The sequence below is a fragment of the Catenuloplanes nepalensis genome (genome assembly GCF_030811575.1).
Classification (GTDB): Bacteria; Actinomycetota; Actinomycetes; order Mycobacteriales; family Micromonosporaceae; genus Catenuloplanes; species Catenuloplanes nepalensis.
Genome location: NZ_JAUSRA010000001.1, coordinates 1,676,593 through 1,697,617, shown reverse-complemented (window position 1 = coordinate 1,697,617; position 21,025 = coordinate 1,676,593). Strand labels below are relative to the sequence as shown.

Here is a 21,025-nt window from a genome sequence, read left to right as displayed (position 1 = left end):
TGAGGACGACGACGGTGCACCTGAATGAGGTTCTCGCGGAGGTCCCCGCCGCCACGCTCGTGCAGGGCGACGCCACCCGTGAGGTTTCCGGCATAACCCACGACTCCCGGCGAGTGTCGCCCGGTGACCTGTTCGTGGCGATACCGGGCGCGAAACACGACGCCCGCGGCTTCGTCACGCAGGCGCTGGAGCGCGGCGCGGCCGCCGTGGTCACCGAAGGCCCGGTCGAGCTCGACGGCGACGCCGCGGTGGTGCGGGTGCCGTCCGCGCGCGCGGCCCTGGCCGATCTCGCGGTCGCGGTCTATCAGCACCCGGGCGACCACATGAAGATGGTCGGCGTCACCGGCACGGACGGCAAGACCACCACGTCGCATCTGATCCACGCGGCGCTGGAGCAGGCCGGGATGCGGACCGGGAGGCTCACCACCGTGGGCATGACCACCGGCGGCGGCAACCCGCCGGTCTACTACGGCTTCACCACCCCGGAAGCCGGTGAGCTGCAGCGGATGCTCGCCCAGATGGTCTCGGCCGGCTGCAAGGCCGCGGTGACCGAGGTCAGCTCGCACGCGCTGCAGCTGGACCGGGTGCGTGGCGTGCCGTTCTCGGCCGCGGTGTTCACCAACCTGACGCCGGAGCACCTGGACTTCCACGGCACGATGGAGAACTACGCCAAGGCCAAGGCGCACCTGTTCGCGATGGCGGCGATGCGCGGGCCGGACTCGTTCGGCGTGGTCAACGCGGACGACCCGTGGTGGAAGCTGATCGCCAGCGGCGGGCCGGACACGCTCTACACGTACGGCCTGGAGTCAAATGGTCTTGATCTGTGGGCCGAGAACCTGCGCGTGGACGGTGACCGCTCCCGGTTCACCATGTTCACCCCCTGGGGCCGCCGCGAGATGATCTCGGCGATGCCCGGGAAGATGAACGTGATGAACTGGCTGGCCGCGACCGCCACCACGGTCGGTCTCGGCGGCGAACTCGACGCGGTCGTCGCCGCCGCCGAGTACGCGACCGTCGAGGGCCGCATGCAGACCGTCGCCGCCGGCCAGCCGTTCGAGGTGTTCGTCGACTTCGCGCACACCCCGCACGCGCTGGAGACCGTCCTGCGCACGCTGCGCGCCCAGACCAAGGGCCGCCTGATGGTGCTGTTCGGTCACGCCGGCGGCCGTGACTCCGGCAACCGCCGCCCGATGGGCAGGATCGCCGCGAGCATCGCCGACGTGGTCATGGTGACCTCCGACAACCCGGCCCACGAGGACCCGGCCGCGATCTCCGCCGAGATCGTCGCCGGCAGCCGCGAGGCCGAAGCCGGCACCTCCGACGTCCGCGTGGTCATCGACCGCGCCGACGCACTCCGCGAGCTGCTCGCCGACGCCGCACCCGGCGACACCGTGCTCCTCGCCGGAAAGGGCCACGAGGAGTACCAGGCCCTCGCCGGCGGCAACATCGACTGGAACGACGCCCGCGAGGCCCGCCGCGCCCTCGCCGACCTCGGCTGGTCCTGACCCATACCTTGGCGGCGGGGCATCCGTCCCGCCGCCAAGACCAACCCCGATAAGACCTCAGAAGCGGATTTTCCCGCTTCCGGCGGCACCGGTCCCGCATGCTCCCGCGGGCAAAGCGCGCGGAGGCCTCCGACTCCGCTAGCGCTCCGCTCCGGCCGCCGCGGCGCAGCCGGTCCCCGGGCGCAAGAGCTTCCGGTCGCGGCCTCGATCGCGCCGGCCGGCGGCTGGCGCAGCAGCGGTACCCGGAGGCCGAGCGCGCCTACCGGGACCTCATCGCGGACCAGCGCATCGCCCTCGGCGCGGACGACCCGGACACGCTCACCACGTGCGTCGACCTCGCCTGGGCGATCGGCATGCAGGGCCGCTGCGGGGAAGCGGCACAGATGTGCGCGACCGTCGCCGAGACGGAAAGCCGGGTCATCGGCCCGGAGCACATCCGCACCCTGGACGCCCGGTACGACCTCGCCCGCTGGCTGCTCGGCGACGGCCGCCTCGACGAGTTCCATGCCGAGGCGGAGGACCTGCTCGCCGTGAGCGTCCGAGTGCTCGGCGCCCGCCATCCGATGAGCCTGCTGACCCGCGCGGTCATCGCCAGGTCACGGGCCGCCGAGGGACACGATGCCGGGGTCGAGCTGGACGAGATCCTGGCCGAACTCGACGCGTCGCTCGGGCCGCTCGACTACCGGACCGTCCTCGTCCGCCAGGACCGGGCCGAGGCGCTGGCCACTTCGGACCGCCGCCGACAGCTGGGGGAATCCGGCCTGGAGCGGCCCCGTCACGACGAAGACGACTCGCCGACACCCCCGGCATCACCCGAATAAGATCAATAAAGCTGGTCCGTCCAGCTGCCGCCCGACTGCTCTCTCCTCGTTCCCTCTCGCCGCGAGGCCGGTCCGCATCCGTGCCTGGCCGGGTAGCCGGAAAGCCGGAACTCCGGTCTACTTGGACCGTTCGGCCGGCAGTTCTCGTGCGCCGATGTCGTGGGAAGCGGGTGCCTATTGGGTAAGATGCTGGGCACTCTGTGCCTTATGGTGATCGCGGTTCTGTCGGCGGCCGGCGGGCTGGCACTCATCTGGATCCCGGTCGAGACGATCATCCATTTCGAACCCGACCCCACGCTCACCTACGGTAGCGGCTTCGGCCCGCCACTGAGCGCGTCGAGACAACGTAACGACCTCATCTTCGACTCACTGTTGCTCATCGCCATGGGGGTTGCCCTGCTCGTGGTCGCAGTGTCGATCGTGAGGCTTCTCGTCATCCTCGCCTGGGAGAAGTGGGGCTGGTAGGGCGACGAGCCGCTGTGGGAACGGCGGAGGAGGGCCATGAGCGGTGATGCGGCCATCGCCGCAGACAGGACACCCCCACGCATACCCGACAGGCATGGTCACGGCGTTCGGCAGCACTTCTCAGGTCACCTTGATGATCACCTTGCCCGGAATGCGACCGTTCTCGACGGCGGCGAGGGCAGCCGGCGCGTCGGAGAGCGGATGGACCTCGGTTATCACGGGGGTGAGGAACCCGTCGAGGGCCAGCTGGGCGGCCCGCTCCAGGTTCTCGCGGTCCATGCGACGTTCGATGAAACGCCCACCGGTCTCGGGCACCGAGGCATCATTCACGGCGATGACGTTGCGGGAATCCTTGGCCAGTGGGGCGACCGTCCGCAGCGAGGTGCCTCCGACCACGTCGACGATCCCGTCGAAGCCGTCCGGAACCAGCTCGCGGGCCTTGGCGACGACGTCCCCGGCGGTGTAGTCGATGAACCGCACCCCGATGGCCTCGGCAGGCTCACGCTTGGTGGTACTCCCGGTGCCGATCACCCGCAGCCCGCGCTGAACGGCCAGCCGGGCGACGAGAAGGCCGACCCCGCCTCCGACTCCGTTGACCAGGACTGTGGCATCGGCCGGGAGGCCGAGTTGGTCGAGGGCGTCCACGGCGGTCGTCCCGGCCACTGGCAGCGTTGCCGCCACGGTCGCGGACAGGCCCATCGGGATGCGAGCGGTGTGCGGTGCGGACAGCAAAGTCGTTTCGGCGTAGGTGCCGCCACCGGTGAGTGCGAAGCCGAAGACCGGGTCACCCACCTCGAGTCCGTCGACGCCCTCGCCCAGGGCGAGAACCGTTCCGGCTGCCTCCATGCCCAGAACGCGGGGAAACGGACGCCCACTGTCGAGCCCGGGGAGCAGACCCGCGCGCAGAACGTGGTCCATCGGATTCACACCGGCGACGTCGACCCGGATCAGCACCTCGCCGCGATTGGGGACCGGGTCGGGACGATCGAAGAACTCCTGCACCTCGGGCCCGCCATGCCTGCCGAAACCCCACGCCTGTCCCATTCTCTGCCGCCTCCCGTATGACCGTCCCGGTCATTCCGGGCTCCCCAGCCATCCTCGCCTCTCACATCGGTGTAAAGGGCAACCGGCTGAGGCACGGGTCACAGCGTCAGGCCTGCGGTGTCACCCCGGTATCGGGGCCGAGAACTGCTCCGCCCAGTACTTGCGGTTGATCCCGATCAGTACGTCGAGCGCATCCCGGGTCTTGATCAGGTGCGCGATGTCGGCGTCGATCCGGTCGCGCTCGTGCGTCATGGTCACGAACGCCGACTCGGTGACGTCCGGGTCAGTCGGAGTATCCACACATGGCAGCACGGACGCGATCACCCGGCTGGACATGCCCGCGTCGAACAGCTGCCGGATCAGCGCCACGCGCTCGACATCCACGTCGGAATAGTTACGCTGCCCGGCGCCGGAGCGTGAACTGGACAGCAGGCCCTGCTCCTCGTAGTACCGCAGGGAGCGCGGACTCGCGCCCGTACGCTTGGACAACTCGCCGATCCGCATCTTCGAAAGCCTACGCCCGCGTGTGGTACGCGATCTCCTCCTGGCTCGCGTCCGGGCGGATGACCGGCCGGGCCGCGGCGCTCGGGGACGGGTTCGCACCCGGCGCTCCGGTCCGCAACGTGACCACTCGGACTGTCCTGACGGAACGCCCTCACCACCGCATGCCGAAAAGGCGAGAACCGCCGCGGCCGCCGTGAGCAGAACGGACATTCGGCTGATGTCCAGGCCGACGACCGTCACAACGACACGTCAGTAACCGGTTGGCACCAGACGGCGCTTCGGTACGGCGGCACCCGCAACAACACCGCCTCTGAACGCTGCAGAGGCGAATGCGGCCGGTAACCTGCCGGGCGTGAGCGCGCGCCCGCTGATCTTCCTGGACGTCGACGGACCGCTGATCCCGTTCCGTGCCCGCCCCGGCACCCCGCCGGGCGCTTCCCCGCCGGACCCGTCCGGGCATCCGCTGATCCACCGGCTGGATCCGGCGGACGGCCGCCGGCTGCGGGCCCTGGACGGCCGGCTGGTGTGGGCGACGACCTGGATGGCGGCCGCGAACGACCTGATCGCGCCCCGCCTCGGCCTGCCCCGCCTACCGGTCGTCCCGTTCCCGGAGGACGAGGAGCCGGGAGCCGCGCTGCACTGGAAGACCGCGTTCCTGTCCCGGTGGGCCAGCGATCGGCCGTTCGTCTGGCTCGACGACGAGATCACCGGCGCCGACCGGCGTTGGATCGCCGGCCGTCACCCGGCCCCGGCCCTGCCGCATCGGGTCGATCCGTACGCCGGTCTCACCGAGACCGACTTCGCCGCGGTCGCGGACTGGTCACGGCGGAACTGACGACCATGTGCGGCAGGGGGGTGCGGTCAGTAGCGGACGTCGGGGAACTCGCGCTGGGCCTGGACGAACTGCTGCTCCCACTCGTCCGGCCAGCCGAAGGCCGCGGTGGCCTGCGCCTTCAGGTTTACGCCGGCGGCGCCGCTCCAGAAGTGCACGAACTCGCCCCAGTTCAGGTCGCGCGCGTACTCGCCGTTGACCTGCGGGAAGTTCGCGGCGAGCAGGTCGAAGTAGCCGTCCAGCACGGCGCTGCCGCCGTGGTCACGCCACAGCGGGTAGAACCAGTCCCGGTACCAGGCCGTGCCCGCCCTCGGGAACGAGTCGCGGGTCTGCAGCTTCGCCGCGTGCCAGCGGGCGGCGTCGGCGGTCAGCCCGGTCCCCGCGTACACGTCGTACTGGAAGATCTCCGCCCACTTGCTGTCGCCCCACAGCCCGAACGACGGGGAGCCGTGCACGCCGTTCGCGGAGCCCTCCACGATGTGCGCGATCTCGTGCGAGGTGATGTCGCGCGCCTGCGGGTCGGTGGCGTTCCAGCTGGACAGGCCGATGTCGATGACGTTGCGGTGGTCGTGGTCGGCGTCGAAGACCGTCGCCGGATGGCCGCCGCCGTACCGCCCCTGGTGGAAGATCGCGGCCAGGCGCGGGTTGCTGAAGTCCCCGTACGTGCGCCGGGTGTAGCGCCACAGCGTGCCGGTGTACTCCTGAAGCCATCCGGCCTGGGACGCGGGCACGTCCGGGTCGAAGTAGACGGCGACGTCCGCGTCGTAGGCGACCCGGGTGAGCGGCTGGCTGTGCTCCAGCCAGTGCTCCTGCCAGGTGACCGGCAGCTCACCGGAGCCGGTGGTCGCGGTCGCGGTGGCGCCGGGTGCCGAGACCGTCGTGGCGTTCACCGCGCGTACCCGGTAGTGGTAGGTCGTCTCGCCGGTCCGGCCGAAGTCGTGGGCGGTGGTGGTCCCGGCCGGCACCGTACGCGACCAGTCCCAGGTCCGGCCGTCGGCCGAGCGTTCCAGCCGGAAACCGGTCTCCCACCGGTCCGCGTCCGTCCAGGAGATCACGACCTGGTCGCCGGTACGGGCGACCGCGCGCAGCCCGGCGGGCACGGCCGGTGCCGGCGCCGGTGTGGTGCTCGACCCGATCAGCTGCCACTCGCCCACCTGGACCGCCGGTGAGCCGTTGTTCGCGGTGATCCGCAACCGGTAGGCGAGGAAACCCGCCGGGTTCGCGATCGGGTACGTCCTGCGCTGGAACCGGGCGCCGAACGCCTGCCCGGTCCGGGTGTCCAGCGTGGTCCAGGCGGTGCCGTCGGCCGAACCCTCCAGCACCCAGTCCCGCGGGTCCCGGTCGGGGGCGTCGTCGGCGGAGGTGACCGTGTACTCGGTGACCGTCGAGCGGACCTTGGCGGTGTGCTGAAGCCACGTCGTCCGGCGACCGGTCAGGTACTTGGTGCCGGGCGCGTTGTCCGCCGCGCGGTTCGCGTCCTCGGCGCCGGTCGTCGCGTACTGGTCGGTGACGGTGCCGTCCATGTCCGTGATGTCCACGCCGGTGCGTACCGCCGTGACCGTGGCGGGCTCGCTCGGCGGCGACGTCACACCGGTGGCGGCGCCGAGCGCACGCACCCGGTAGCTGCGGGTGCCGCCGGTCAGCGGCGTCCGGTCGGTGTAGATCGTGGTGCCGGCCGGCACGGTCCCGATCGTGGTCCAGGCCTGGCCGTCGCCGGAACTGTCCACCGCGAACCCGGCCTCGGGATAGCCGGTGGCGGCATCGGAGTTGTCGGTCCACGCCAGGTCGATCTCGCCGGTGCCGACCGCGGCGGCGGTGAGCCCGCTCGGCGCCGCGGGGATCCCGTCGCCGGCCGGCCACAGCCGCCACTCGGCCATCTGCAGCGCGGGCGAGCCGTTGTTCGCGGTGACGGTCAGCCGGTAGAACCGGTACGCCGCGGGCGTGCCGGACACCAGGAACCCGCGGGTGGCCGCGCGGGCGCCGAACGTCTCGCCGCTGCGGGTGTCGAGCGTGGTCCAGGCCGTGCCGTCGGCCGACCCGGCCAGCGTCCAGTCCCGCGGGTCCCGGTCGGGGGCGTCGTTGGCGGAGGTCAGCGCGTACCGGTCGACCACCGCGGCGGCCGTCGCCTCGTACTGCACCCAGCCGGTCCGGGAGTGGGTGAGATATTTGGTGGCCTCGTCGCCGTCGATCAGTTTGCCGATGTCCTCGGCCGCGGACCCGCCCGGATGCTGCGCGGTGACCGTGCCGCCGTCGCCGGTCAGTCCGGGCGCCACGGTGCCGGCGAAGGTGGGGAGGATGACCGCCCCCGCACCGGCGACTCCCGCGGCGGCCAGCACGACGGCGAGAACCGTTCTCGATCGTTTCACGCGCTATAGACGAGGCCCGCGGCGCCCGGGTTCACCCGAGCATGGAAGATCTCGGCACGGGCGGTACGGGGATCACTTGCGCGGAGATGATCCAATGCCACTGTGGACGCAGAGGCGAGTGCACAGCCCGCGGACGAACGCACCGTACGGTGGCGCGACGTTGCGATACCCGCGCTGGTGCTCTGTGGAGCGTGGCTGGCCGTGGCCGCGGTCGAATTCGCCGGTGTCTGGGTCGCCCGGCTCACGACCGAATCCGTGCTGATCCACGTGGCCGTCTACACGGTGGCTCTGACCCTCACCGTGTACGTGGTGACCGACCAGTGGCGTCTCAGGCGTCCGATGCCGTTGGTGGGTGCGCTCGTGCTCTCCGCAGCCGCGGGCGCGGGTGTGCTGGTGGTCGACTGGGAGCCGGTGTCCGTCCACGGCTACTACCGGTTGCACCGCGCCGACTTCGCCGCGGTGGCCGTCCTCGCCGCCACGGACGGCGGCCTCACACCCGACCACTACTACGGCGAACTCCTCCCGCCGGGCCTCGACCACCTGTCGATCAAAGGCGCGGCGGCCCGGATCGAGAGCGACACGCCGGGGGCGACGGCACTGTTCCTGCCTTCCTGGTCGGAGTATCCGGACGGTCCCGGCGGCTTCGCCTATGCCGGTGACTCCGCGCCCGAGGGCGTCTACGACTGTTACGACTCGCCGTGCCGGCCCCGCTGGGCTCTGGGCGACGGCTGGTACTGGTTCGAACGCTGACTCGTGGCCTCACATGCGGGCCTTCAGCACGTCGATCTCGCAGCCCGGCGCGGACGGGTCGAAGCCGTGCTGCGCCAGCCAGCGGATCGCGAGCAGGCTGCGCAGCGACCACCAGGCGCGGATGACGTCGACGTCGACGTGGGTGCCGTAGCCGGTGAGGACGTCCGCGAGGTGGCCCTCGCCGCGATCTCGCCGGGCTGCGGCCCTGGCCACGGTGGCAGCGGCGCGTCGTGCAGCCTTCGCACGGCCGCGCCCGCCTCGGCCCAGGCCGACTGCGACGCGGCCGACGGTTCGCCGAAGCGGCCGTGACCGTGCCGGGCACGTCGAGGAGGCGGATGAGGCGGCGGTCCGGCTCGATGTGAAGGGCACGTGGCGCCTGCTGGCATCTCGGAGGTGAGTCGGCGAGGGTGGACGTCGGCCGGTCCGCGTGATCCTTCGACACGGGAGAAGAACAAGATGACGACGCTGCCCTACCTCGATCCCGATCTGCCCGTGGCGGAGCGGGTCGCCGATCTGCTGGCCCGCCTCACGCTGGAGGAGAAGGCGGGGCAGCTGACCCAGTTCTTCTACTTCGGCGCCCCGCAGGTGCCGGACGGTGCCGACGCTGCGGCTCTGCCGCCGGAGCAGCAGGCGGCTCTGCCGCCGGAGCAGCAGGCGGCTCTGCCGCCGGAGCAGCAGGCGGCTCTGCCGCCGGAGCAGCAGGCGGCTCTGCCGCCGGAGCAGCAGGCAGCGCTGCCACCGGAACTGCGGGCGCTGGTGGCGGTCGAGGAGGCGGTCCGGGCGGGGCGGGCCGGGTCGCTGCTGTTCGTCAAGGATTCCGGCACCGTGAACCGGATGCAGCGGATGGCGCGGGAGAGTCGGCTCGGCGTACCGCTGATGTTCGGTTTCGACGTCATCCACGGGATGCGCACGATCCTGCCGGTGCCGGTCGCGATGGCCGCGAGCTGGTGCCCGGAGACGATCGAGGCGGGGCAGGCGGTCGCGGCCCGGGAGGCGCGGGCGACCGGGATCCACTGGACGTTCGCGCCGATGGTCGACATCGCCCGGGATCCGCGCTGGGGGCGCATCGTGGAGGGTGCGGGCGAGGACCCGTTCCTGGGTGCGGCGGTCGCGGCCGCGCAGGTGCGCGGGTTCCAGGGTGATCTCGGACCGGATCGGCTGGTCGCCGGGCCCAAGCATTTCGCCGGGTACGGTGCGGCCCGCGGCGGACGTGACTACGACGACGCGGACATCTCCGACTCCGAGTTGTGGAACGTGTATCTGCCGCCGTTCCGGGCCGCGGTCGAGGCGGGCGCGCTGAACGTGATGAGCGCCTACATGGACCTCAACGGTGTGCCGGCGTCCGGCAACCGGTGGCTGCTCACCGACGTACTCCGGGAGGCCTTCGGTTTCGAGGGTTTCGTCGTCTCGGACGCGAACGCGGTCCGGTCGCTGGAGGTGCAGCACTTCGCCCGGGACCTCGCCGACGCGGGCGCCCGCGCGCTGGACGCCGGTCTGGACATGGAGATGTGCATGGCCGATCCGGCGTTCGCGCGGCTGCCCGAGGCGGTCGCGGCCGGTCTGGTCACCGAGAAGCAGATCGATGACGCCGTGCGCCGGGTGCTGACCGTCAAGTTCCGGCTCGGCCTGTTCGAGAACCCGTTCGCCGACGAGGACCGCGTGCTCGACCTGGCCGGGCACCGGGACACGGCCCGGGTCGCGGCCGAGCGCGGCATCGTGCTGCTCAAGAACGACGGCGGGACGCTGCCGCTGGCCGCCGGCGCGACGGTAGCGGTGATCGGTGAGCTGGCCGGCAGCAAGCGGGACACGCTGGGCCCGTGGGTGTTCGCGCACGACACCGGCGAGACCGTCACCGTCCTCGACGGCCTGCGCGAGCGGTTCGGTGAGAACGTCACCTACGCGCCGGGCGCGCACATCCCGGGGCGGATCTTCCCGTCCATCTTCGACCCGATGGAGCCGCCGGCCGACCGGTCCGCCGCGCACGACGACGACGCGGAGATCGACCGGGCGGTCGAGGCGGCCGCCGGCGCGGACGTCGCGGTCGTGGTCGCCGGCCAGCGGCAGAACCAGATCGGCGAGAACGCGTCGTCGGCCACGCTGGACCTGCCCGGCCGGCAGCTGGAGCAGTTGCAGCGGATCGCCGCGACCGGCACGCCGGTGGTGCTGGTCGTGATGTCCGGGCGGCCGCTGGACCTGCGCTGGGCGGACGCGCACGTGCCCGCGATCGTGCAGGCGTGGTATCCGGGCACCCGCGGTGGCGAGGCCGTGGCCACGGTCCTGGCCGGTGACGTCTCCCCCGCCGGGCGGCTGCCGTTCACCTGGCCGCGGCACGCCGGGCAGGTGCCGATGATCTACGCCCACCACCGCACGTTCGCCCCGCAGGACCAGGACAAGCGGTACTGGGAGGAGGAGAGCACCCCGCTCTACCCGTTCGGGCACGGCCTGTCCTACGCCGGCTTCTCCTATGCCAACCTGCGGACCGCGGCCGGCAGCGTCGGGATCGGCGAGACGACCGAGGTGTCGGTGGACGTCACCAACACCTCGGAGCGCGAGGCCGACGAGGTCGTCCAGATCTACATCCATCAGCGGTACGGCGGCGCGTCCCGCCCGGTCCGCGAGCTGAAGGGCTTCCGCCGTCTGACGCTGGCGCCCGGCGAGACCCGCACGGTCACGTTCCCGCTCGGCCCGGCCGAACTGTCCTACTGGAACGCCGCCACCCGCACCGTCGTCCAGGACCCGACCATGCTCGACATCTGGGCCGGCGGCTCCTCCACCGCGACCACGACCACGCAGCTAGAGGTCACGCCGTAGGTCCCCGGTGACCCGACCGCCCGCGCGGCCGGGTCAGACCGGTGTCGCGCGCCGGCGGTGGGACAGCTCGCCGTGGTGGGCGGCGCCCGCGTGGGTGGCCGGGTCGGCGTGCACGGTGACCCGGTCCAGGCGCGGGACCGCGTGGGTGAGCTGGTGCTCGGCGTCCGCGGCGATCTCGTGGGCGGCCTGGAGGGTGAGGTCGGCGTCGAGGACGATGTCGGCCTCGGCGTGCATGCGGTGGCCGATCCAGCGCAGTCGCAGGCCGGTGACGTCGCGGACGCCGGGAACACCGCGCAGCGTGTGCTCGGCCGTGTCGACCAGGTCGGGGTCGACGCGGTCCATCAGGCGGCGGTAGACCTCGCGGGCCGCGCCCTTGAGGACGAACGCGATCGCGGCCGCGATGATCAGGCCGACGGCCGGGTCGGCCCACCGCCAGCCGAGCGCGGCACCGCCGGCCGCGGCGACCACGGCGAGGGAGGTGAAGCCGTCGGTGCGGGCGTGCAGGCCGTCCGCGACCAGCGCGGCCGAGCCGATCCGCCGGCCGACCGCGATCCGGTACCGGGCGACGAGTTCGTTGCCGAGGAAGCCGATGATGCCGGCGGCGAAGACGAACGGCAGGTGGGTGACGTCGGCCGGGTGCAGCAGCCGGTCGATCGCGGTCCATCCGGCCAGGATCGCGGAGCCGGCGATGACGAGCACGATCACGATGCCGGCGAGGTCCTCGGCGCGGCCGAAGCCGTAGGTGTACGCCCGGGTGGCGGCGCGGCGGCCGATCAGGAACGCGATTCCGAGCGGTACGGCGGTGAGCGCGTCCGCGACGTTGTGCAGCGTGTCGCCGAGCAGCGCGACCGAGCCGGAGAGCAGCACGATCGCGGCCTGTGCGAGCGCGGTGGCGCCGAGCGCGGCCAGGGATGTCCACAGCGCGCGCATGCCGGCGCGGGACGCCTCCAGCGCGGAGTCGACCTTGTCCGCGGTGTCGTGCGAGTGCGGTGTCAGCCGGTGCCGGATCCGGCCCGCCAGGCCCACGCGGGCCTCCGGGCCGTGCGAGTGCCCGTGCGCATGATCGTGGCTCGCATGGTCGTGGTGTGAATGGTGCTCGCCCATGGTCGCGACCTCGCTCCCGGCAATTCACGGTCGAATACGCCGCTGATAATAAGTGCTCATGTACGCACGCGACAATGCGGCAGCAGCCAAGCCGGTGCAGTAACGCAACGACCGCACTCACCCATTCGCGGACGATGTACCGGCGCGCCGCCCTAAAATCGGCCCATGAGCCGCCGAACCGCGGACGCCGTCACGTGGCTGCGAACCGACCCGGATCTGGATTCACTCGTCGGCGCGTACCCGGCGGAATGGCAGCGGGTGCGACGCGAACTCGACGCGATGATCGCCCGCGACGATGCCGAGGAGCTGAAGGCCTACATCACCCAGGTCTCGCGCCCGGAGGCGGCGACGCCCGGCCGGGCACGCTCGCAGCGTGACCGGCTGCTGGCCGAGGTGCGCCGGCAAATGGCGATCCACCTGCTCAAACAGCAGATCCTGAGCGCGTCCACCGGAGTGCGTGAGGGACGGGTGCGGTTCGGGCTGATCAACGGGTTCATCGCGCAGCGGCTGCTGTTCCGGCGCGCACTGGAGCGCAAACCCGTACCCCTGGGCCGGTTCCGCCTGGTCTGGCCGTTGCTGACGCAGCGGCGGCGGCTGATGCCGCTGGTGCGGAAGCGCGGCATCTGGTGCTTCTATTCGAAACCGCTGGTCCGGCAGCTGGCACGCCTGATCGACGGCCGCTCCTGCCTGGAGATCGCGGCCGGTGACGGCACCCTGTCGCGTTTCCTGGCGGCCGAGGGTGTCGATGTCGTCGCGACCGACGATCACAGCTGGAGCGGCAGCATCGACTTTCCCGAGGACGTGCGGGAGGAGGACGCGAGAACGGCGCTGAAACGGCATTCGCCGAAGGTCGTCATCTGTTCCTGGCCGCCGGCCGGAAACGCGTTCGAACGATTCGTGTTCAGCACGCCGAGCGTGGAGCTCTACATCGTGATCGGATCCCGGCACCGGGAGAGCACCGGCGACTGGGACGCCTACGAGCGGCAGACCGGCTTCGCGATGACCACGGATGCGCGCCTGTCCCGCCTGGTCCTGCCGCCGGAGATCGACCACGCCGTGCACCTGTTCCGGCGACACGACCACACCTAACCATGTTCGTCTATGTCCTTTTGTGATCGAGTCGGCACGGGCGATCGCGCATCGAGCACCGCGGATGAACACTGTGTTGCATCCGTGTTACGGGCTCGGCCGGAAGGACACGACAGTGACGAACCAGCGCAGACCCTTCAGACGCCTCCTCGCCGGCGCACTCGCCGCACTCACGATGATCCCGGTCGCCGCGGTCATCGGTGCCGCACCGGCCGCCGCGGCCACCAACCAGTTCAAGGGCATGAACTGGGCCGTGCTCGGCGACAACTTCAGCACCGGGCCGCTCGTCCTGCACGGGCTCAGCCAGTCCGACAGCAACGCGACCGTGCGGGCCAAGGCGAACGCGCTCTACGACGACATGGCCGCGATCGGCGTCAACACGGTCCGGCTGCCGATCAACACGCACACGGTCGGCACCACCTGGTGGAACGCCTACCGCGGCACGATCGACGCCGCCACCGCGCGCGGCTTCAAGGTCATCCTCGCCTACTGGGAGGACGGCGCCGCGTCCGGCGGCCGGATCACCAACCTGGCCGCCTGGAACACCATGTGGTCGAACGTGACCTACACCTACGGCGCGAACACCAACGTCTACTTCGAGCCGATGAACGAGCCGCACGGCTACACCTCCGCGGAGTGGCGCACGGTCGCGGCGAACTGGATGAGCTACCACTACTCCGCGGTCCCGGCCCGCACGCTGATCGGCGGCACCGGCTACAGCCAGGACCTGCGGGACGTCTGCAACGACAGCCGCTTCAACGGCACGCTGCTGTCCTTCCACCACTACGCGTTCTTCTACAGCCCGATGACGTACGACGCGTTCCGCACCCACGTGCAGACCCGGCTCGGCAACTGCGCCTCCCGCGCGGTCGTCACCGAGTACGGCGCGCCGATGTCGACCGGCCTGAATTACGCGGACGCGAACAGCACCGACAACTTCGTCCGGCACATCCGCGCGGTCACCCAGGTGATGCGCGACAACCAGATGGGCGGCGTCTACTGGCCCGCGCTCGGCGGCAAGCCCACCGGCACCTCCGGCTTCGACTACTACTCGATGTTCGCGCTGTCCGGCAGCGGCACCAGCCTCGACCTGACCGTCCGCAACGCCTCCGGCCGCGACCGCATCCGGTACGGCTGGGGTCTGTGACGGCACTCCTGCCCACGATCGCGCGCCCCGGACGGCAACCGGGGCGCGCGATCTCGGGTGTGACGGTTCCGGCCGTACCCACAACCGTTCTCAACGAGTGATCACGGTGATTGGGCATCATGATCCGGCCGATGTCGTCCGACCGAGGACCGGTGATTCACACTCACTCCTTTGGGTGCACTACGCGCGATGGTGGAGAGTTACCCTCACAACCGTCCACCACGTTCGGTCACAGGGAGCGACGTGCACCTGTCACTGCGCACCGACGATCTCGATGAGGCACGAGGCGCGGTCGTCGACGGCTACTACGGATCACGGCTCGACACGCTCGGCCAGGCGGCGCCGATCGGCGCCCTGTTCGACCTGCTCATCAATCAGACGATGACGATCGGCCTGATGCGCTTCGCCGTCGACGTGCGCACCCGGACGCCCGAACTCGGCTCGTACCACGTCAACCTGCCGCTGAACGGGAACATGGCCTGGGAGCAGCCGCACACCGGGCGGCGGATCGCCACCCCGCAGGAGGCCGCGGTCTACCGCCCGGAGGGCTACACGCTGGTCGACCGATGGGAGGCCGGCTGCCGGCTGCTCGCGGTCAAGGTCGACCGGGAGATCATGGAACGCACGCTCGGCCGCATGATCGGCCGCCCGGTCGAGGAGTCGATCCTGCTCGGCCCGACCATGAACGTGGCCAGCGGCCCCGGCCACACCTGGACCGGCCTGGTCCGGCTGCTCGCCACCCAGTCCCGCGGCCCCGACGGGCTCGCCGCCCACCCGCTGCTCGGCCCGCAGGTCGCCGAGGCCGCGGTCCGGGCGCTGCTGCTCTCCGTCGACCACCAGTTCGCGGAGATGCTGCACGACCCGTTCAGCCGGCCGGCCACCTCGGCCTCGATCCAGCGGGCACTGGACGCGATCCACGACTCCCCCGAGCTGCCGTGGACGCTCAGCGAGCTGGCCCGCACCGCGCGGGTCAGCACCCGCACGCTGCAGATGGGGTTCCGGCGGCACTGCGGCGCGACCCCGACCGCCTACCTGCGCGACGTCCGCCTCACCCGCGCCCACGTGGACCTGCGCGTGTCCGACCCGGTCGCCAGCAAGGTCACCGAGATCGCCAGCCGGTGGGGTTTCGTGCACATGGGGCGATTCGCGGCCAGCTACCGCGCCCGCTACGGCTGCCAGCCCTCGGACACGCTGCACGGCGTGTCACCCTGACCCGTCTCCCATCCGTGACCGGGGCGTCCCCGATGGCGTCAGAGCAAGATCTCCTTCCCCGCCAGCACCAGCTGGAGCTCGAAGCGGACCACCGGGTCGTCCAGGTCGTCGCCGAACGCGTCGCGGAGGCGGCCCAGGCGGTAACTGACCGTCTGCGGGTGGACGAACAGCTCCGCGGCCACGGCCGTGCGTGAGCCCCAGTGCCGCAGCCAGCTCTCCAGCGTGCGCAGCAGCTGCGCGCGGCGGGCCGGGGTGAGCCCGGCCAGCGGGGCCAGCCGGCGGGTGGCGAGCGTGGCGAGCGCGCCGGGCGCGCCCCGCAGCACCAGCGCGGTGAGGTGGTCGTCGGCGAAGACCGCGGCCGGGCCGGTGCCGATGAGCGCGCCGGCCCGCTCGGTCAACGCGACCGCCTCCGGCAGCACCGCCCAGTCGCAGGCCGGGCCGACCACCGCGTCCCGGCCGGTCAGTGCCTCGGTCAGGATGGCACGCTCGGCGCGCGGTCCGGTCCGGATCAGCAGCACCGCGTCGGTGGCGCGCTCGGCGACCAGGCCGTCGCCGCCGAACCGGAACCGCACGTCCCGGGCGTGCTCCAGCGGGAACAGCACCGGGACCAGCGTGTCCAGCGCCGGCCAGCCGATCGCGGCGGCCGCCTCCCGTACCGTGGCGGCCTGCCCTCCGCCCCTCAGCAGCAGGTCGGCGACCTGCCGGCGGCGGCGTTCGCCCTCACCGGCCTGCTCGCGCAGCTGGCGGGTCAGGCCGTCGGTGCAGGCCGCGGCCAGCTCGTCGACGTAGGCGCTGACCGCGTCGGTGAGGTCGATCAGCTCGTCGACGGTGACCGGCCGCAGCCCCGCCAGGGCCTCCGAGGCCAGGCGCAGCATCAGCCGGGACGCGGTGCGCAGCGCGCCGAGCAGCAGCTCCGGGCCGCGGTTCTCGCGCGCCTCGGCCGCGCCGAGCGCGACGAACACCTCCCGGATGCGCGGCGGGAGCGCGGGCTCGTCCGTGCCGGCCAGGTCCGCGAAGCGCTCCAGCGCGACCTGCACGGGTGCGCGCACGTCCCGGTCGACGTGCGTGCCGGCCGCGTCCGCGAACGCCGGCGTGGTGGCCGCGACCGCGTCCGCGATCGTGCGGGCCGCGGACGGCAGCCGGGGGCGCATCGCGGGTGCGAGGTCGGCGGGCAGGCGATGCCAGGGAGTGGCGTCCACCCGCCGATTTTGTCACCCGGTGATAAAGCGGGACAGATATGTTGCTGTCATCGGGACGGTGCACTGCCCTGCGTACCGGCGCGACCATGGGGTGGACCCGCCCGCCGACAGGCAAGGACCGCGACTGTGAAACACCGGATGTCACGCCAGCACGTGGTCGACATGTGCCGGACCATGCTCGACCGGGGCTATCTGAAGGCCACCGAGGGCAACGTGTCGGTGCGCGTGCCGGGCCACCGGCTGTACGCGGTCACGCCCAGCAACTACGACTACGACCGGATGCGCGTCGAGGACGTCTGCATCGTCGACTTCGACGGCAGGCACGTGCCGGACCCGGGCGGCGCGGGCGGGCTGGTCCCGTCGATCGAGTGCGGCATGCACGCCAACGTCTACCGCGAGCGGCCGGACGTCAACGCGATCGTGCACACCCATCAGCCGTACGCGTCCGCGCTGGCGTTCCTGCGCAAGGAGATCCCGGCGCTGACCGACGAGCAGGTGCGCTTCCTCGGCAAGAAGGTCGCGATCATCGACTACGCGCCGTCCGGGACCGGCTTCCTGGCCAGGAACGTGCAGAAGAAGGTGGCCGGCGGGGACAACGCGTTCATCATCGCCAACCACGGCGTGGTCGCGCTCGGCACCGACCCGAGCCGCGCGGTGTTCAACATGGCGCTGCTGGAGAAGGTGTCGATCGCCTACCTGATGGCGCTGACCAGCGAGGCCGGCAAGGTCTACACCATCCCGGCGCCGATCCGCGAGATCGCGTTCGGCAAGCTGCGCAAGGACGAGAAGCGGATCGCCGCGCAGATCACCGAGGCGGTCGAGCCGGTCCGGATCGCCGAGGACGCCGAGGCGCCGAGCGTCGCGGACATCCCGGTGGAACACGAGACGTCCGGCTACATGATCAGTGAGTACCTCGACGTCGACGACACCATGCGCCGGCTCAGGGCACTGGTCGCCCAGCCGGTCCGCGGACTGCGGCACGACGCCATGCTCGACGTGCTCCACTACTTCGACACGAAGTGCACGGCCAGCAAGGAGATCACCGAGCGCGCCAAGAAGCGCATCCCCGGCGGCGTCCAGCACAACCTGGCGTTCAACTACCCGTTCCCGCTGGCGATCGAGGCCGCGCACGGCGCGCACCTGACCGACCGGGACGGCAACGTCTACATCGACTTCCTCCAGGCCGGCGGCCCGACGATCCTGGGCAGCAACTACGCGCCGGTCAACGAGCGCGTCGCCGACGTGATCAAGGAGTCCGGGCCGGTCACCGGCCTGTTCCACGAGTACGAGCTGAAACTCGCCGAGATCATCCACCGGTACATGCCGCACATCGAGATGTACCGCTCGCTCGGCTCCGGCACCGAGGCCGTGATGGCAGCGGTCCGCGCCGCCCGCGCGCACACCGGCAGGAAAATGGTGATCAAGGTCGGCGGCGCCTACCACGGCTGGTCCGACACCATGGTCCTCGGACTGCGCGTGCCCGGCACCTACCGGATGAACGCCAAGGGCATCCCGTTCGGCGCCACCGGCCGTACCCGCGAATCCTTCCCTCATGATCTCGGCATCCTGAAACGCAAGCTGATCGAGAACCGGATGCGCGGCGGCACGGCCGCGGTCGTGGTCGAGCCGTTCGGGCCGGAATCCGGCACCAGGCCGGTGCCGAAGGACTACAACGCGGCGGTACGCAAGCTCTGCGACGAGTTCGGCGCGCTGCTGATCTTCGACGAGGTGGTGACCGGCTTCCGGACCGGCCTCGGCGGCGCCGCCGGCTACTTCGGCGTCACCCCCGACCTGACCGTCTTCGGCAAGGCGGTCTCCGGCGGCTACCCGATGGCCGGCGGCGTCGGCGGGCGCGCGGACGTGATGGCGGTCTTCGGCTCCGGGCTCGACGGCAAGAGCGGCGCGCACATCCAGGTCGGCGGCACGCTGTCGGCCAACCCGCTCTCCTGCGCGGCCGGCTACTTCGCCATCGAGGAGATGGCCCGCACCAACGCGCCGGTCATCGCCGGGCGCGCCGGCGACCGCCTCACCCACGGGCTGCGCAAGCTCATCGACACCTACGGGCTGCCCTACGTGGCGTACAACCAGGGTTCGATCGTGCACCTGGAGTGCAGCGGCGTGATGCTGCTCGACATGCGCAACCCGCTCAAGGTCCTCAAGGAGAACAAGGCCCGCAAACGCCTGATGGAGCAGATGGGCGCCGCCTACGCCGCGCACGGCGTCATCACGCTCGCCGGCTCCCGGATGTACACCTCCCTGGCCGACACCGACGACGTCATCGACGACGCACTCGCCCGCTTCGACCAGGTCCTCGCCCAGGTCGAGGGGGTGTAGATGGCCGTACCGCCGCAGGTCCTGGCCATCGATCTCGGCACCTCCGGGATGAAGGCCGCGCTGGTCGCCGCGGACGGCACCGTCACCGGCTGGGCCGACCGCCCGGTGCCACTGCACGTGCTGCCCGGCGGCGGCGCCGAACAGGACCCGAACGCCTGGTGGGACGCGCTCGCCGAGGTCGTCGCCGAGCTCGGCCGGGCCTTCCCCGCACACCTGCGCGCGGTCACCACCATCTGCTCCTCCACCCAGGGCGAGGGCACCATCGCGGTCGACGCCGCCGGCACGCCACTGACCCGGTGCATCAGCTGGCTCGACATGCGCGGCGCCGAGCACCTGCGCCGGCAGTTCGGCGGCTTCCCCGCGTACGACGGCATGTCGGTGTTGAAGATCGCCCGCTGGCTGCGGCTCACCGGCGGTATGCCGTCCCCGACCGGCAAGGACCCGGCCGCGCACATGCTGCTCGTCCGCGACACCATGCCGGAGATCTACGAGCGGACCGCCACGTTCCTCAACGTCCTCGACTGGATCAACCTGAAGCTCACCGGCCGCACCGTCGCCACCGTCGACTCGATCCTCACCTCCTGGGTCACCGACAACCGCGACCCGGCCGGCATCCGCTACTCCCCCGCACTCGTCACCGCCAGCGGCATCGACCGGGACAAGTTCCCGCCGATCGTCGCGTGCACCGAGGTGGTCGGCGGCCTCTCCCCCCAGGCCGCCGATCACCTCGGTCTCCCCCGCTCGGTGCAGGTCGTCGCGGGCGCGATCGACAACACCGCGGCCGCGATCGGCGCCGGCACCATCCGCGACGGCGACGCCCACCTCTACCTCGGCACCTCGTCCTGGATCGCGGCGCACGTCCCGGCGAAGAAGACCGACGCGCTCACCGGCATCGCCGCGGTCCCGTGCGCGGTTCCCGGCCGCTACCTGATGACCGCGCTGCAGGCCACCGCCGGCGCGAACCTCACCTGGCTCCGCGACAAGATCATCGAGTACGACGACCCGCTGATCACGGCCGGCCACGTCAGCCGCGACGAGAACCGCATCTTCGACGCGTTCGACAAGATCATCCCGACCGTGCCGCCGGGGGCGGACGGCGTGCTGTACATGCCGTGGCTCTACGGCGAGCGCGTGCCGGTCGACAACCCGCACCTCCGCGCCGGATTCCTCAACATCTCCCTGCACACCTGCCGCTCCGACCTGCTCCGTGCGGTCTTCGAGGGGGTCGCGCTCAACACCCGGTGGATGGCCGCGCCGGTCGGGAAGTTCCTCGGCGCCCCACTGTCGAGCATCGTCATCACCGGCGGCGCCGCCAGATCACGCTCCTGGTGCCAGATCTTCGCCGATGTGCTCAATATTGAGGTCCGGCGCGACGCGGTGCCGGTCGCGGTCAACGCGCGCGGGGCCGGCTGGATCGGCGCGGTCGGCACCGGGCAGCTGTCGTTCGCGGACATCCCGGGGCTGGCGCGCAACGACGAGGTCTTCACGCCAGGGCCGGACCGGGCGGCGTACGACCAGATCTTCGACACGTACGCCTACGCGTACCGGCGGCTGGCACCGCTCTACAAGAGACTCAACAGCCGATGAAACATTTTCCCGCTTCCGGCGTGGGCACGTTCCCAGTGCTCCCGCGGGCACCGGTCGGCCGCAGGCGGCCTCCCTGCCGGCCGGGTGGGCGGTCACCACAAGAACAGCTACATCCCACTCACCATCACAGGCACCAGCCTTATCTGGTGCAGATCAGTACGTCAAGCGTGTGGTCAATTCACCGGTAATCACGGGCTCCTCGCTGTAGTCGCCTGTTCGATCCCATCTGAAGCAGGCGCACTGCATACCTGATAA

At 71.3% G+C, this 21,025-nt stretch carries 17 protein-coding genes; 11 read left to right on the top strand and 6 right to left on the bottom strand.

What is annotated here, in order from left to right; genetic code table 11:
* The first annotated feature begins 14 nt into the window (after positions 1 to 14).
* From J2S43_RS07045 to J2S43_RS07035, 3 genes are all read left to right on the top strand, one after another.
* A complete protein-coding gene (locus tag J2S43_RS07045; protein ID WP_306827796.1) occupies positions 15 to 1,505 on the top strand; it encodes a UDP-N-acetylmuramoyl-L-alanyl-D-glutamate--2,6-diaminopimelate ligase in 1,491 nt (496 codons plus the stop codon).
* Positions 1,506 to 1,603: 98 nt separating this feature from the next.
* A complete protein-coding gene (locus J2S43_RS07040; protein ID WP_306827795.1) occupies positions 1,604 to 2,326 on the top strand; it encodes a tetratricopeptide repeat protein in 723 nt (240 codons plus the stop codon).
* Between the two features lie 207 nt (positions 2,327 to 2,533).
* Entirely contained in the window at positions 2,534 to 2,791 is a 258-nt protein-coding gene (locus tag J2S43_RS07035) for a hypothetical protein (RefSeq protein ID WP_306827794.1), read from the top strand.
* Between the two features lie 120 nt (positions 2,792 to 2,911).
* Here J2S43_RS07035 and J2S43_RS07030 read toward each other — a convergent pair whose 3' ends face one another.
* Both J2S43_RS07030 and J2S43_RS07025 read right to left on the bottom strand, forming a co-directional pair.
* The gene (locus J2S43_RS07030; RefSeq protein ID WP_306827793.1) at positions 2,912 to 3,793 is read right to left on the bottom strand and encodes an NADP-dependent oxidoreductase; all 882 of its coding nucleotides are present in this window, start codon (positions 3,791 to 3,793) and stop codon (positions 2,912 to 2,914) included.
* A 162-nt stretch (positions 3,794 to 3,955) separates the two neighbouring features.
* Entirely contained in the window at positions 3,956 to 4,339 is a 384-nt protein-coding gene (locus tag J2S43_RS07025; protein ID WP_306827792.1) for a MerR family transcriptional regulator, read from the bottom strand.
* Positions 4,340 to 4,691: 352 nt separating this feature from the next.
* Here J2S43_RS07025 and J2S43_RS07020 point away from each other — a divergent pair, with 352 nt between their 5' ends.
* A complete protein-coding gene (locus J2S43_RS07020) occupies positions 4,692 to 5,174 on the top strand; it encodes an HAD domain-containing protein (protein ID WP_306827791.1) in 483 nt (160 codons plus the stop codon).
* Positions 5,175 to 5,200: 26 nt separating this feature from the next.
* On the opposite strand, the gene J2S43_RS07015 is transcribed toward J2S43_RS07020, so the two are convergent.
* Complete coding sequence (locus J2S43_RS07015) at positions 5,201 to 7,537, bottom strand: discoidin domain-containing protein (protein ID WP_306827790.1); 2,337 nt, start codon at positions 7,535 to 7,537, stop codon at positions 5,201 to 5,203.
* Positions 7,538 to 7,639: 102 nt separating this feature from the next.
* On the opposite strand from J2S43_RS07015, the gene J2S43_RS07010 reads away from it, so the two are divergent.
* Complete coding sequence (locus J2S43_RS07010; RefSeq protein WP_306827789.1) at positions 7,640 to 8,287, top strand: hypothetical protein; 648 nt, start codon at positions 7,640 to 7,642, stop codon at positions 8,285 to 8,287.
* Positions 8,288 to 8,296: 9 nt separating this feature from the next.
* Here the strand turns inward: J2S43_RS07010 and J2S43_RS07005 are convergent, their stop codons facing one another.
* Complete coding sequence (locus J2S43_RS07005) at positions 8,297 to 8,500, bottom strand: hypothetical protein (RefSeq protein ID WP_306827788.1); 204 nt, start codon at positions 8,498 to 8,500, stop codon at positions 8,297 to 8,299.
* 243 nt (positions 8,501 to 8,743) lie between these two features.
* Between J2S43_RS07005 and J2S43_RS07000 the strand changes: the two genes are divergently transcribed.
* Positions 8,744 to 11,098: a glycoside hydrolase family 3 N-terminal domain-containing protein gene (locus J2S43_RS07000; RefSeq protein ID WP_306827787.1), complete on the top strand. Its 2,355-nt coding sequence runs from the start codon at positions 8,744 to 8,746 to the stop codon at positions 11,096 to 11,098.
* A 33-nt stretch (positions 11,099 to 11,131) separates the two neighbouring features.
* Here the strand turns inward: J2S43_RS07000 and J2S43_RS06995 are convergent, their stop codons facing one another.
* Entirely contained in the window at positions 11,132 to 12,202 is a 1,071-nt protein-coding gene (locus J2S43_RS06995) for a cation diffusion facilitator family transporter (protein WP_306827786.1), read from the bottom strand.
* A gap of 165 nt (positions 12,203 to 12,367) precedes the next feature.
* Here J2S43_RS06995 and J2S43_RS06990 point away from each other — a divergent pair, with 165 nt between their 5' ends.
* The 3 genes from J2S43_RS06990 (at position 12,368) to J2S43_RS06980 (ending at position 15,650) form a co-directional block, all read left to right on the top strand.
* Positions 12,368 to 13,291 carry a class I SAM-dependent methyltransferase gene (locus J2S43_RS06990; protein ID WP_306827785.1) on the top strand — a complete coding sequence of 308 codons (924 nt, stop codon included), beginning with the start codon at positions 12,368 to 12,370 and terminating at the stop codon, positions 13,289 to 13,291.
* A 115-nt stretch (positions 13,292 to 13,406) separates the two neighbouring features.
* Positions 13,407 to 14,438: a glycoside hydrolase family 5 protein gene (locus tag J2S43_RS06985; RefSeq protein ID WP_306827784.1), complete on the top strand. Its 1,032-nt coding sequence runs from the start codon at positions 13,407 to 13,409 to the stop codon at positions 14,436 to 14,438.
* 243 nt (positions 14,439 to 14,681) lie between these two features.
* Positions 14,682 to 15,650, top strand: coding sequence for an AraC family transcriptional regulator (locus tag J2S43_RS06980; protein WP_306827783.1), 969 nt, complete (start codon positions 14,682 to 14,684; stop codon positions 15,648 to 15,650).
* A 38-nt stretch (positions 15,651 to 15,688) separates the two neighbouring features.
* Here J2S43_RS06980 and J2S43_RS06975 read toward each other — a convergent pair whose 3' ends face one another.
* Positions 15,689 to 16,849, bottom strand: a complete 1,161-nt coding sequence (locus J2S43_RS06975) for a PucR family transcriptional regulator (protein WP_306827781.1) — start codon at positions 16,847 to 16,849, stop codon at positions 15,689 to 15,691.
* Between the two features lie 138 nt (positions 16,850 to 16,987).
* On the opposite strand from J2S43_RS06975, the gene J2S43_RS06970 reads away from it, so the two are divergent.
* Positions 16,988 to 19,183 (top strand): aminotransferase class III-fold pyridoxal phosphate-dependent enzyme, encoded by a 2,196-nt coding sequence (locus J2S43_RS06970; RefSeq protein ID WP_306827780.1) that lies wholly within the window; start codon positions 16,988 to 16,990, stop codon positions 19,181 to 19,183.
* Entirely contained in the window at positions 19,184 to 20,770 is a 1,587-nt protein-coding gene (locus tag J2S43_RS06965) for a xylulokinase (RefSeq protein WP_306827779.1), read from the top strand.
* Positions 20,771 to 21,025: the final 255 nt, after the last annotated feature.

What these genes read in the sequence shown, in the direction of transcription:
- J2S43_RS07040 (WP_306827795.1), top strand. Translation starts at nt 1,604, where the DNA reads ATGCTCCCGCGGGCAAAGCGCGCGGAGGCCTCCGACTCCGCTAGCGCT.
- J2S43_RS07035 (WP_306827794.1), top strand. Translation starts at nt 2,534, where the DNA reads ATGGTGATCGCGGTTCTGTCGGCGGCCGGCGGGCTGGCACTCATCTGG.
- J2S43_RS07025 (WP_306827792.1), bottom strand. Translation starts at nt 4,339, where the DNA reads ATGCGGATCGGCGAGTTGTCCAAGCGTACGGGCGCGAGTCCGCGCTCC.
- J2S43_RS07000 (WP_306827787.1), top strand. Translation starts at nt 8,744, where the DNA reads ATGACGACGCTGCCCTACCTCGATCCCGATCTGCCCGTGGCGGAGCGG.
- J2S43_RS06995 (WP_306827786.1), bottom strand. Translation starts at nt 12,202, where the DNA reads ATGGGCGAGCACCATTCACACCACGACCATGCGAGCCACGATCATGCG.
- J2S43_RS06990 (WP_306827785.1), top strand. Translation starts at nt 12,368, where the DNA reads ATGAGCCGCCGAACCGCGGACGCCGTCACGTGGCTGCGAACCGACCCG.
- J2S43_RS06970 (WP_306827780.1), top strand. Translation starts at nt 16,988, where the DNA reads ATGTCACGCCAGCACGTGGTCGACATGTGCCGGACCATGCTCGACCGG.
- J2S43_RS06965 (WP_306827779.1), top strand. Translation starts at nt 19,184, where the DNA reads ATGGCCGTACCGCCGCAGGTCCTGGCCATCGATCTCGGCACCTCCGGG.